At 34.9% G+C, this 13699-nt stretch carries 11 protein-coding genes; 7 read left to right on the forward strand and 4 right to left on the reverse strand.

Annotated elements, in window-relative coordinates; genetic code table 11:
* From DNU06_RS13355 to DNU06_RS13370, 4 genes are read left to right on the forward strand one after another with little or no spacing between them, the layout of a single operon-like run.
* The gene (locus tag DNU06_RS13355) at positions 1-1260 is read left to right on the forward strand and encodes a DUF4350 domain-containing protein (RefSeq protein WP_111063993.1); all 1260 of its coding nucleotides are present in this window, start codon (positions 1-3) and stop codon (positions 1258-1260) included.
* Entirely contained in the window at positions 1260-2312 is a 1053-nt protein-coding gene (locus DNU06_RS13360) for an AAA family ATPase (RefSeq protein ID WP_111063994.1), read from the forward strand. Before DNU06_RS13355 ends, DNU06_RS13360 begins: the two co-directional genes overlap by 1 nt.
* Positions 2313-3641: a DUF58 domain-containing protein gene (locus tag DNU06_RS13365; protein WP_111063995.1), complete on the forward strand. Its 1329-nt coding sequence runs from the start codon at positions 2313-2315 to the stop codon at positions 3639-3641.
* A gap of 40 nt (positions 3642-3681) precedes the next feature.
* Positions 3682-4752, forward strand: a complete 1071-nt coding sequence (locus tag DNU06_RS13370; protein ID WP_111063996.1) for a DUF2891 domain-containing protein — start codon at positions 3682-3684, stop codon at positions 4750-4752.
* 5 nt (positions 4753-4757) lie between these two features.
* On the opposite strand, the gene DNU06_RS13375 is transcribed toward DNU06_RS13370, so the two are convergent.
* The 3 genes from DNU06_RS13375 to DNU06_RS13385 form a co-directional block, all read right to left on the reverse strand.
* A complete protein-coding gene (locus DNU06_RS13375; RefSeq protein ID WP_111063997.1) occupies positions 4758-7319 on the reverse strand; it encodes a DUF7619 domain-containing protein in 2562 nt (853 codons plus the stop codon).
* A 92-nt stretch (positions 7320-7411) separates the two neighbouring features.
* Positions 7412-7660: a hypothetical protein gene (locus tag DNU06_RS13380; protein ID WP_111063998.1), complete on the reverse strand. Its 249-nt coding sequence runs from the start codon at positions 7658-7660 to the stop codon at positions 7412-7414.
* Between the two features lie 212 nt (positions 7661-7872).
* A complete protein-coding gene (locus tag DNU06_RS13385) occupies positions 7873-8109 on the reverse strand; it encodes a hypothetical protein (protein ID WP_111063999.1) in 237 nt (78 codons plus the stop codon).
* Between the two features lie 177 nt (positions 8110-8286).
* Between DNU06_RS13385 and DNU06_RS13390 the strand changes: the two genes are divergently transcribed.
* The 3 genes from DNU06_RS13390 to DNU06_RS13400 all read left to right on the forward strand — a co-directional run bounded on the left by DNU06_RS13390 (position 8287) and on the right by DNU06_RS13400 (position 10085).
* Positions 8287-8712, forward strand: a complete 426-nt coding sequence (locus DNU06_RS13390) for an RNA polymerase sigma factor (protein ID WP_233503036.1) — start codon at positions 8287-8289, stop codon at positions 8710-8712.
* Positions 8702-9337 carry a hypothetical protein gene (locus DNU06_RS13395; RefSeq protein ID WP_111064001.1) on the forward strand — a complete coding sequence of 212 codons (636 nt, stop codon included), beginning with the start codon at positions 8702-8704 and terminating at the stop codon, positions 9335-9337. Before DNU06_RS13390 ends, DNU06_RS13395 begins: the two co-directional genes overlap by 11 nt.
* A 109-nt stretch (positions 9338-9446) precedes the next feature.
* The gene (locus tag DNU06_RS13400; RefSeq protein WP_111064002.1) at positions 9447-10085 is read left to right on the forward strand and encodes a DUF2306 domain-containing protein; all 639 of its coding nucleotides are present in this window, start codon (positions 9447-9449) and stop codon (positions 10083-10085) included.
* A 293-nt stretch (positions 10086-10378) separates the two neighbouring features.
* On the opposite strand, the gene leuS is transcribed toward DNU06_RS13400, so the two are convergent.
* A complete protein-coding gene (leuS, locus tag DNU06_RS13410; protein ID WP_111064004.1) occupies positions 10379-13561 on the reverse strand; it encodes a leucine--tRNA ligase in 3183 nt (1060 codons plus the stop codon).
* Positions 13562-13699 lie beyond the last annotated feature (138 nt).

The raw sequence follows: 13699 nt of genomic DNA on the forward strand, positions 1-13699 counted from the left end.
TTGAATAAAACAGCTAAAATATGGATTATTGTTGGTGCAACTTTACTAATTGGTTTAGTGGTATATATCGTGAATAAATCCAACAGCTCATTTGTTACAGATTCCTGGCATGAATCTTATGCACCAACTGACAAAGGGCCTTATGGTACCTATGTATTTAAAGAGCTACTAGATACTACTGGAATTTTTGAATCCTTCATTCAGCTCGATCAGGATATTGAAAATAACCTAGTCGACCACGAAGACTTAAACGATATATACTTTTTTATTGGTTTAGAAAATTACATGAGCGAAGCCAATTTTGATTATTTAATTGACTTTGTAGAAAATGGCAATACCGCATTTATATCTACCCCTAAAATGTCGGCCTATATGTTGGATTACTTATTCTTGAAGTTAAACGAAACTTATCAGTATAGTAAAGACTCAATACAGCAATTTTATTTTACCAATCCTACCATCAATCAAAAACCATTTCCCTTTAAATTTATTAAAAATAACCGTGCCGAAATACACAGTTGGGTAAGTTTTAACCCAGACAATTTTATTTATTTGGCTGGTGAAACCAAAGTATTAGGACAATCTTCCAATCAGCAACCAAATTTTATTAAAATACCACTAGAGGGTGGTACAATATATTTGCATTCTACCCCCTATTTATTTTCAAATATTGCATTTTTTCGATTTAATGGTATTAAATATGCCGAAAACATTATTAAACATTTACCACCTGGAAAAATTCAATGGGACATTTATAATTTAGATTATCATTCAAAATCAGAAGAAAATGAAGGTGGGAATAAAGGGAGTAACAATCGCAGTTTTTTTGAATTTATTTTTAAGCATACTGCTTTAAAATGGGGTTTTATAATCCTCCTAATTACCGCGCTTTTATATGCTATATTTAAGGGGAAAAGAAAGCAAGATATTATTCCAGCAATATCGTTAAAAACGAATTCTTCGTTGCGTTATTTAGAAACAGTAAGTTCTTTATATTTACAAGCAAGGAAACACAACAAACTAGCAGAAATACAGAAAAAAGTATTCTTAGCGTTTATAGCCGATAAATACTTTATCAAGACCAATAAAATAAACGCTGAATATGTAATTAAGTTAGCCGCTAAATCGGGGGTTGCCATTGAAAATATTAACGCAATTTTCATTTCGTTCAAAACACTTTCAGACAAAGAAATGGTAACAGATGAGGAATTAATAAAATTACAACAAGAAATAGAATATTTTTATAAAACATGTAAGTGATGGAAATAGAAAACAACGAAATAGAGGAGAACCTAACGCCACAAGGAAATGCAAATCAAGAACAACCACCCCTCAGCAACGCTGATTTTTTAGGTTCTAGATTAAACCTAGCCTTAGTTCAGGAAAAAGTATTGACTGCCAAAAAGGAAATTGGTAGATACATTATTGGTCAAGGAGAAATGATAGACCTACTACTGATTAGTTTGTTTTCTAGAGGACATGTGTTACTAGAAGGAGTACCAGGCGTAGCAAAGACCTTAACTGCAAAAGTACTTTCAAAAACATTAAGTGTCGATTTTTCACGTATTCAATTTACGCCAGATTTGATGCCCTCGGATGTAATAGGGACTTCTATATTTAATTTAAAGACTTCAGAATTTGAATTTAAAAAAGGCCCCATATTTTCAAACATTATTTTAATTGATGAGATCAATAGGGCACCTGCAAAAACCCAAGCTGCTTTATTTGAGGTAATGGAAGAAAGACAAATATCATATGATGGTGTGGTTTATAAAATGTCATTACCATTTTTGGTATTGGCGACACAAAACCCCGTTGAGCAAGAGGGAACTTACAATTTACCTGAAGCACAATTAGACCGTTTTCTTTTCAAAATAAAGATTACTTATCCCAGTCAAAGTGAAGAATTCGAAATTTTAAAACGTTACAAAAATTACAATGCTTCTCCAAATGTAGATGATATCACGCCTGTTTTCGATCCAGCAACTTTAAAAGAAATTCAATCGGTTATTGAACAAATTAAAATAGAGGACCAGTTACTGACCTATATTACACAAATTACAGAAAAAACCAGAAATCACGGGAAAATATATTTAGGAGGTTCTCCCAGAGCTTCCCTTTCTATGTTAAAAAGTGCGAAATCTTTTGCGGCCATGCGGGGCAGAGACTTTGTAATACCAGATGACATACAATATGTATGTAAACACGTATTCAATCACCGTATGATATTGACACCAGAAGCCGAAATGGAAGGCTTGACCGTGGAGGATGTCATAGAAGAAATTATTCAAGAAGTTGCAGTTCCAAGATAGATGAAATTATTGCGATCCTTATATTTTACAAATTGGTTTTATATTGCTTTATTGGCGATCGTATTTGCGTTTATTTTAGCGTTTCCGTTTCCATTTATACTGGTTATTGCGCAAGGCGGTTTATTTTTAATAATTGCAATCACAGTATTAGAATTCATCTTACTTTATAGGCCCAAAAAACCCATTGAAGCAACAAGAGAAGTAAACAATCCCATATCTATGGGAGATGAAAACCCGGTGCGACTTAAAATAACGAATAAGTACAAATTAAGAATCAGGGCTCAAATATTCGACAATACACCGGCTCAGCTTCAATTAAGAGACTTGTCCTTTCTTGTGGAACTTCAACCTGGAGAAAATAAGGAAGTAAAATATATGATCAAGCCAACAGAAAGAGGCGTTTATACTTTTGGCGATTTATATGTTTATGTTTCCACCTTTCTTCATTTTGTACAACGTAAAGTAGTCGCCAAACAAAATTGTGCTATCGCTGCATATCCATCTATTCTACAAATGAAAAAGATGGAATTAAAAGTATTTACAAAAACGGCAGCTCAAGGCATTAAAAAAATTCGCAGACTGGGCCACAACAATGAATTTGAACAAATAAAAAACTATGTACAGGGAGATGATTTTAGAACGGTAAACTGGAAAGCAACCAGTAGGAGAAATGAATTAATGGTGAACCAATATCAGGACGAAAGGTCACAAAACATCTATTCTATCATTGACAAAAGTCGCACCATGCACATGCCATTTGAAGGTTTAACTTTACTCGATTATGCCATCAATTCCACTTTAGCTTTTTCGAACGTTGCCATGAAAAAAGGAGACAAAGTAGGTTTACATACCTTTTCAAACAAATTAGGTAGTTTTTTAAAAGCAGAAAGAAGTACCGTTCAATTAAAAAGAATAATTGAGACGCTTTACCACCAACAAACGCACTTTTTAGAAGCAGATTATAATTTATTATACAGTAATATTCGGAATAAAATTAAAGGTAGAAGCTTAATAATGCTCTATTGCAACATTGAATCAACCTATACCCTAAAAAGGATTTTACCCCATTTAAAACGCATTAATAAAAACCATTTATTAGTCCTGATATTTTTTGAAAACACAGAAATCAATGCCGTGCTACATAAGGTGCCAAAACATGTGGGAGACATTTACTTAAAAACATTTGCAGAAAAATATAAAATGGACAAGAAAAGGATTGCTTTAGAACTAAAGCGAAACGGCATTCAAACCATTTTAACCACACCAAGCAATTTATCGGTGGCAACAGTCAATAAATACCTTGAAATGAAATCTAGAGGCTTAATTTAATCACTTATTGCTATCTTTATCCCATAATAAATTCCTCCAAATGAAAATCATCAGTTATCTTATCTTTTCTTGTCTATTTTTAACGGCAAATGCACAATTTGATTTAACCCTTCAAAAGGCAGAAGCTTTGGCAGATGTGCCTTTAAATTGTATTGAAAAGGAGTACCCAAATAAGTTGGGACAAGTTTTAAATGGGCAAAGCGATTTAAAAACACCGGAGGCATTACACCCTGTATTTTATGGTTGTTTCGATTGGCATTCTTCGGTTCATGGCCATTGGTTATTGAGTAAGTTCGTAAACGATTATCCAGGAACAGACTTAAGCAATAACATTTCCAATAGGTGGAACGAGCGATTTACGACCATTAAAGTAATCAAAGAGGTGAACTACTTTATGGTAGAAAACAACAAGAATTATGAAAGAACATATGGTTGGGCCTGGTTGTTAAAATTGCAAACAGAATTTAATATTTCCACCAACAAACAAGCAACAGATTGGGCAAGAACATTACTACCGCTCACCAATACCATTGTTAATAAATTCAAGAAATTTTTACCAAAGTTAGCTTATCCAATTCGTGTAGGTGAACATACTAACACTGCTTTTGCTTTGACTTTTGCATTAGAATATGCACGTAATGTAAAAGACTTAGAATTTGAAAAACTAATTGTAAAAAGCGCCAAAGATTTTTACCTAAACGATAAGCTTTCCCCTTTAACGTGGGAGCCAAGTGGGTTTGATTTTTTGTCGCCAACCCTTACCGAAGCAAATTTGATGGCTGAAGTATTGAGCGAGGCTGAATTCAGCAAATGGATTAAAACTTTTTTGCCAAGCATTTTAAAAAGTAACTTTACTTTAACACCTGGCATTGTCAACGACAGAACAGATGGTAAATTGGTTCACTTAGATGGCTTAAACTTTTCTCGTGCTTGGTGCTTGTATCGATTATCTAAACACTTACCGAAACAAAAGGACCATTTGATTAGCATAGCCGATCAACATTTAGAAGCATCCATGGAACAAGTAATTGGCAGCGACTATATGGGTAGCCATTGGTTAGCCTCCTTTTTAGTATATGCTTTGGACATGCGTAAGGAAGCTATTCAATAACTCGCTTACTCCTGAATTAAAATTCTTTTAGTACTCACGCCATTATTTGAACTGACTTTCAAGAGCAGCATACCATTTGTTGCCGTTTTTAAATTAATTTCCATTAAGTGGTTATTCAATTCGTAGTGGACCGGAACACTTTGTCCCATCATGTTGAATACTTCCACCTTTTTAATGTCGTTGTATTTTTCAGTCTGAACATAAAAATTACCATTGCTAGGGTTCGGAAATACTTGAAATTGAAAGTTAGTGGTTTCACCTACTGAAAGGTCTGTTTCAGTAAAAGTAGTCACTGCTGTATTGGTCACAATTGGATCATTAAAGTCGAAGAAAATATAAGCTGTGTTTTCAATTATTGTTTCAACAGGCAGACCAGCTTTCGGTTTAATACGGTATTGGAAATAACCTATGGACTCATCATAATTAGTCGTACTATCTACCAACATAATGTTTGGAAAATAAACAATTAGTCTATCCTCAACTAAATTAAAGCTATTGGCGTGTTTGTACCCAATTACCTCAAAAGTACTATAGTCCAAATTAGCCGAAAGTGTATCTTCTAAACGAATATTAAAAGCGGGCGCCGTTCCTGTATTTTGAAAACGAATGGTGTACGTCAACCAATCCTCATAACCTGGTTTAACACTTCTTGGATATACCTGCTTGTCGTTAGGGTCGTATGAATTGGCAACTGAATAACAATAAGTGTAAGTGTTATTTGTTGAATCTATATCGGCAGCTGATGCAATTACATTAACAGTTACACAAATTAAATCGCCAGATTGTGCAGTGGAATCAGTTTTAAACATAAGTCTAAAATCCTTGTTATTAACCACATTAGCAAAGTCAGCAATCGTATATGAATAAGTTGTTCCAGAAACAAGTGGTATTAATGATGTAGGCGCTTCGTTTAGAAAGGTAACAGGACCATTAACGGTAATGCTAACAGAACCACTTTGATTAGTTAAACAGCCCATACTGTACCATTGACTCAAATCACCAGCATTAACTGTAAGTTCGTGTGTCTGATTAGGAAAAACCCATCCTAGTGTACTTATGCCTAAAGTACCATAATCAACAGATGATGAACAAGTTGTTCCAAAATCAACCTTATCGAATAAACTATCAGCAACAGTTATAGAAACTGTAGAATCTACTCCTGGTGAAAGGCAACTTGGCAAAAACGGTATACCGGCCGTATCAATTACAACTTCATATGTCCCTATATTTGATGTAGTAAACTTATAATTACCGTAAATATCTGAAGCCGTAGTTTCTAATAATAAGCCAAGACTATCAAATAGTTTAACTTCTAAGTTTTTAAAAGGGGTTTCATAACCATTGAATTGGCAATCAGTAGCAGTATCAATAAAAATGTACCCTGTAATTCCTTGTCCTGATGGACAACCAGCAGGGTTATTTGAAGTATTACCAAAATTACAAAGTGGAATAGTATCTAAATATGACCATACATTCATGGCGGTTAAATAATTAGGAATACAATGAAAAGGGTTACCAAATATTTCAATTATGTTCAAATTAGGAAAAACAGGCCAGCAAGAAACATTATTATTTTCCATTCTAAGGATCGTAAGGTTATCTGGTAATTTAGGTACATAGGAAATATTGTTATTACTTAAATCAATGATTAATAGTCCTTCAGGAAAGTTAGGAATGCTCGTTAATTGGTTATCACTAATATCGATTAGATTAGTCATAAAAATAGGTAGAGAATCTATGTATGAAATATTACAGTTTTTTGCAATTATGCGATACATAGTATCAGGTAAATTCACTAATTGAGTGATATTTGGACTATCAGAAACATACAGTCTTTTTAAGGTAGATGGGAGGATACCCAAGGTCGAGATACTGTTTCCTCCACAACTTAAATCTTCTATATTTGGTGGTAGTGCAGGAAGTACCGAAAGACCACAATCATTAATATTTAAATCTATAATACTCGGGGGAAGTGAACTAGCGGATATACTTCCGATATTAGGATTGCTTTCAATATTAAAATCTTTAATTGTGTTGGGCAATGTGGGCACCACCGATAGATTACAATCGAATATATGAATTGTTTCAAGTCCCACGTTAAAATTAGGTATTGCCAGGTTTGGCGTCCCACCTCTATAATAATTTATTATGCTTGAAGATATTGGAGGCGTACTAGTTAAATTAGGGTTATTATTGATATTTAGATTAATTAAGTTTGGCGGTAAGCTAGTAATAGTTGTAAAATCATTGTCATTTAAATAAAGAAAATTTAAGCTACTTTGCGGTAAGTTTGGTAAAATAGTTAATCCATTATTTTCTGCTTTTAGTGAGATAATATTATCAAAATATTGCGCCCCTTCAAGATTTATAATGCCTTGACCCTCACAATTCAAACTTATCGCATTAACTATATCCGAACATGTAGTATCCATTTGGTTACCATTCATACAAACCGAGTAATTACTCTGTAAAAAGGCAACAAAATTGGTGTCAGGAATAGTAACGTATTGTGCTTGCACAAAATTAAAAGCAAAAATAAATAATAAGGCCAAATAAATATTTTTCATAGCATAGGGTTTTAGTCACTGTTTTTCAATCTACTATTGGAAAACGAAAGATTTTAAGATTGGTTGCCCAATTTACAATAAAAAAAATTCTACTACTTTAATTTACTGTTGATTCTGTTTTTTGTATGAATGATATAAGCTACATTCAAGCTTAAATTATCATAGTTTTGGGCCAATAAATTATCGCCTGTTAGGACTTCAAATTCACCATTAAATCCACACAAGAAAAGGTTAAACGCCATTTCCAGTCTTAAATGGATGGCAGGGCAAACCTTACTTCTATTGAATGGATAGTACTCCAAAAAAATGTCATTCGTTTTGACAAACCCTTGTCCATTCACTTCATTTTTCTCCCTGATAATTACTTAGTAAATCGATCTTTTTTTTCCTCCAACAGTAAAGTATTTGCCAGATTTTGTAAACGTTGCAGCATTATACCTGTCAGCACGCTGCAAGTCAACATATTTGGGAGATTTGAGACAAAACAACTCGTTTACCAACAATTTAAAAACGTTTAATCACGTGTCAACAACCATGTTTCCAATAGGAAAACCTACATTATTTTTTTTGCCATTTCTCCCTTACCGACATTCCAAATAGCCTTATTATTGTCGACCAAAGCAGCGGAAATTAATTCACCAGTTGCATTAAAACAAATATCAGTAATGGTTCCTATATGACCCATTTGAACAACTAATCGCACATCTTGTTGCTTCCGTATTAATGGCGTAACAAAATAATAAATTTCTTGCAATTCATATCGCATTGGAATCAAATCAGCTATACACATGCTGATTAAAGCCGACCAGCAGGACAAAAAATGCAATCATTTTGTAACATTTCAAATCAAATGGATACTAACTGAGCAGAACCCATTAGTTTTACAATAACGGTGATCAAACAAAAGGAATTTATTAAACTGGTAAAACCTCATCAAGGAATTTTGGTGAAAGTGTCTAAAATATACATGGACACCCTAACTGATCAGGAAGATTTGCGTCAAGAAATTTTATTCCAACTCTGGAAAGCTTATCCTAGTTTTAAAGGAAAAAGTCAATTTTCTTCTTGGATGTATCGTGTGGCAATCAATACGGCCATTACCTTTTTTAAACAGCAGAAAAAAATGCCTTTCCTTGAATTGTTGAATGACAAAACAGTGTCGATTAATGAAGCAGTAGAAGAAATAAAAACCGAGCAATTGGCACATTTTTATGGTGCAGTGAGACAGTTAAACAAGATTGAAAAAGCATTGATTTTGTATAGTATTGAAGGATATTCACAAAAAGAAATTGCAACTGAATTGGGTTTGTCCGAAGTAAATACACGTGTAAAACTAAAACGGACCAAAGACAAATTAAAATCAATCATTAAAACACAGGGTTATGAATTTTGACAATATAAAAGCAGCCATGGATGCTGATGCAGACCAAAAGGACAACATAAAAATAGATTTAGGAAAAGGACCGCATAATCCTGTAGCACTAATAAGACGCAACATGCGCATTGAAATTCTGACCCAATTGATTGGCGTCATCATATTTCTGATCGCACCGTTTACTTTTTTAAGTCTAGACCCTAAACCGCAGGCCATCTACCTTATTTTTATATTCATCATCTCTGTCATGATACTACTTTACACCCTTAAATTAAGTCTGTTTTTAAGAGAAGTTGACCCCATGACGAACAGTACAACAAAGTTGTTACAACAGTTCATATACAAAGCTAAACTGACCTTGCAAGTTTATAAATCCTTTATGTTGGCCAGTACACTACTCATACCAGTCGCTGTTTTTGCACTAATTACTGGTAACATCAATGGACAATACCACAATCCAACCCTCTTTGAAAAATGGATATATTTGGCTATTAGTGGCACTGAATTGAGCTTGTTAATTATTGGTTATTTATTGTTGGCTGGTGCATTCTATTATATGACCATCAGCTGGACCAAAACCATGTACGGAAAACACTTGACGGCATTGGAAATACTATTGAACAATTTAGAGGAGGAAGAATGAGTCTACTTGAGTCATGAAACATTTCATCCCACTAATCCGACAGTTGAGTACTGAAAAATAGTTTTAGTTTTACCATAGCCTTACATTTAACCATATACAATCAGGAATTATGGATGCTACCATCAAATTATTAATTATTGCCCACGTCGCACTTGGCGGAATTGCATTACTTACAGGTCTCCTTTCAATAATCGCCTATAAAGGCAAAAATTTACACAAAAAATCAGGAAAGTTTTTTGTTTACACCATGATAAGTTCTGGTTTAATAGCCATGGTCATTGCCTTGCTACCAAAGCATGAAAGTCCCTTTTTATTCTCGATTGGAATTTTCAGTACTTACCTCACTTTAACAGGTTATCGCGCATTGCGTTTTAAAAGACAAAACATCAGTTTGCGTATAGATATCACCATGGCATGGCTGATGGTCGTCACTGGATTTTTAATGATTATTCTTCCCACAATTTTAACACTAAAATTTAATATTGTCTTAGGGGTATTTGGAATATTAGGCATTTCATTGGCCATTCAAGACTTGAAGCTATTTAGCAAACCCAAACGCCTTAGAAAAGGTTGGTTAAAGTTACACATAGGAAAAATTATGGGAGGCTATATTTCAGCGGTGACCGCCTTTATTGTAGTCAATCAATTCATCCCTGGCATTTATGGTTGGTTAGTTCCAACCCTAATTGGCAGTGTTTTTATAGCCTATTGGATGAGACGGGTACGTTTGGGGAAGGTGATTAATTGAAACAGTTTTATTGGAAAACTAGCTGTGCATTAGTTAATTTACTGCGCTTATCTGTACTAGCAAATATTGTTCTAATTTTAAATGAAGTTAGAATTTTAGCTAGGGCAGAGCAACTGCCAAAACTTAATGTAAAAGGCATTTTCCTTAGCTATGTTGCATGCGCTATTAATTCACATTATGCAGCACCTAGTAGTGCAACTACTGTGTAGCAAATGGTGTTTATAGCTTATTGCTCGGTTGGTGGCGCAGCAGTATAACTACTGCGCAGTTCTTAAATGATTAACTTAAAGTTTTTACACCACCACATTTACAATTTTCCCTGGTACTACAATCATCTTTTTCGGTGCTTTTCCTTCTAACCATTTTTGTGATTGTTCATCCGCTAATACTGCTTTTTCAACCTCATCTTTGGGCATGTTGGTTGGCAATTCTAACTTGAAACGCATTTTACCGTTAAATGATACTGGATAAGCATAGTTGGCTTCCACTAAAAAATCGGGATTAAAAACTGGGAATTCAGCGTAAGACAAGGTCCCTGCTTCGTTTCCTAATTTGGTCCACAACTCCTCACAAATGTGTGGTGCATAAGGTGATATTAAGACTACCAAATCAGACAATATCGCTTTGTTATTACAATTTTGCTCGCCCAATTCATTCACCGCAATCATAAAGTTTGAAACGCCCGTATTGAATGAAAAACGGTTTAAATCGTCTTCAATTTTTTTAATGGTTTTGTGCAAAGTCTTCAACGCTTTTTTATCTGCTTCTCCAGCTTCAATTGCAAAATTACCTTCAGCATCATGGAAAAGTCTCCAAAACTTTCTCAAGAAGTTATGTACCCCATTAATTCCTTTGGTATCCCATGGTTTTGCTTGTTCCAACGGACCTAAGAACATTTCATAACAACGCAAGGTATCAGCTCCAAACTTTTCTACCAATTCATCAGGCGTCTGTACATTATATTTCGACTTAGACATTTTTTCTACTTCGCTTCCGCAAATATAAGTGCCGTCGTCTTCTAAAATAAATTCGGCATTGGCATATTCTGGCAACCAATTTTTAAAGCCTTCAAGGTCTAATTTATCATTGTCGACCAATGAAATATCGGCGTGCAATCTTGCAGTTTTATATTCCTTTCTTTTTCCAAAAGAAACAAATTTTCCTGAATCTTTATCTCGATAAACAAAACTCGATCTACCCAAGATCATACCTTGGTTGATCAATTTTTTAAAGGGTTCGTCGAAGGAAATAAATCCTTTATCTTTTAAAAATTTGGTCCAAAAACGAGAATACAATAAGTGACCTGTTGCATGTTCGGAACCACCAATGTATAAATCGACTTGGTTCCAGTAATCTGCTTTTTCCTTTGAAACAAATTCCGTTTCGTTGTGTGGGTCCATATAACGTAAAAAGTACCAAGAAGAACCTGCCCAACCTGGCATGGTGTTGTACTCCATTCTATCCCCTTCAAACACATTCCATGCATCCTTTTCTGCTCTGGCCAAAGGTGGTTCTCCGTCTTCGGTCGGCAAATACGCATCCACTTCGGGTAATGTCACCGGCAATTGATCGTCTTCAATTAAATAAGGCAAATCATTTTTATAGTATACTGGAAAAGGTTCTCCCCAATAACGTTGACGAGAGAAAACAGCGTCTCTTAATCTGTACGTTGTTTTTCCGGTTCCGATCCCCTTTTTTTCCATTTCATAAATGGCCAATTTCATGGCTTTTCTAACAGAAAGACCATCTAAAAAGCCAGAATTATTCATTTTTCCTTCCTTTTCGGCATAAGCGGCTTCAGAAATATCAACCCCTTCGAATATATTTAAAATTTCAATGTCAAAGTGCTTGGCAAAATCCCAATCGCGTTGGTCTCCTGCTGGAACGGCCATTACTGCACCGGTACCATAACCAGCCAATACGTAATCTCCAATCCAAATCTGCACTTTCTCTCCGGTAAATGGATGCAAAGCATAAGCTCCTGTAAACTGCCCCGTAATATTTTTTACATCCGCTTGACGGTCGCGTTCTGTTTTTAAACTCGCTTGTTTTTGATAAGCTGCTACTGCTTCCTTTTGATCATCAGTCGTAATCTCTGCCACCAAGGCATGCTCAGGAGCCAATACCAAAAAGTTGACACCAAAAATAGTATCAGGTCTAGTGGTAAAGACTTCAATAAACTGCTCTTCCCCTATTATCTCCTCTAAATTCGTATTTGACTCCTCTTCTTGATTCGGCAAACTTTTTAATGCATCTGAAATTGATTTCAATACTTGTTCCGTATGTGCAACCACCTCTTCATCAGATAAACGAATTATTTTATACCCTAAATCTTCTAATGTTTTCGTTTGAATTTTTTCTTTGGCAATTGATTCCTCATTTCCATGATGGTCTTTTTCAATTTCGACAATTAGTTTTTTAGAAAGGCACACAAAGTCAACAATAAAGTCTGTAATCAAGTGTTGCTTTCTAAATTTAATGCCTAATTTTTTGCCTTTCAATTCTGTCCATAAAGCAGCTTCTGCATCCGTCGGATTTGCTCTCATTTCTTTGGCTTGTTCCACCAATTTTTCATCTTGAACGGTTCCAATTCTAGGAGACTGAACTTTGAACTTTACAGCAGCTCCAACTGATTTCCCAATCCAATTTCTTTGCTGTTCTTTGATAGAATCTGACCAATCAATCGTTTCTAAACCGTTTAATAAACGCTCGGAATAGGCTGTAATACGCATACTCCACTGGCGCATCAGCTTTTGAACCACTGGATGACCACCTCTTTCAGAAACCCCGTCTTTAATTTCGTCATTTGCCAAAACTGTACCTAAAGCTGGACACCAATTTACCATGGAATCTGCCAAATAAGTCAGGCGGTAATTCATTAATATTTTTTGTTGTGTTGCTTCATCAAATGCATTCCATTCAGCCGCTGTAAAAATATCGATTTGGCTTGTTTCAGCTTTTACTGTTGCGTTTCCTTCGTTTTCAAAAACGACCTCCAAATTGGAAATATCATCTGCTTTATCAGCGTCTACATTATACCAACTATTGTACAATTGTTTAAAAATCCATTGGGTCCATTTGTAGTAATCAGGACTTGAAGTTTGCACTTCACGGTCCCAATCAAATGAAAAACCAATTTTATCCAATTGTTCTCTATATCGCGCCAAATTCTTTTCGGTAGTAATGGCAGGATGTTGTCCTGTTTGAATGGCATATTGTTCTGCGGGTAATCCAAAAGAATCGTATCCCATTGGGTGCAAGACATTAAACCCTTTTAATCTTTTAAACCGTGCATAAATATCAGATGCAATATAACCCAGTGGATGACCCACGTGCAAACCTGCTCCAGAAGGATAAGGAAACATATCTAGACCATAATACTTTGGTTTATCAGAACTGTCAGCGGCCCGAAAAGTTTTGTTTTCTGCCCAGTGTTGACGCCATTTTGATTCTATGTCTTGAAAATTATACTCCATGATAAATGCTATTTAAAAATGCAAAGTTAAAAAATTAGGTGTGTTCTTGTACTATTAACGAATAGCTTTTATTGTAACATTAATTTTTAAGCAGAAAAAAAGGGGAAAGTCTGCATAGACTTTCCCCTTTTTCAAAGT

Source organism: Putridiphycobacter roseus (assembly GCF_003234935.1).
GTDB lineage: Bacteria > Bacteroidota > Bacteroidia > Flavobacteriales_D > Crocinitomicaceae > Putridiphycobacter > Putridiphycobacter roseus.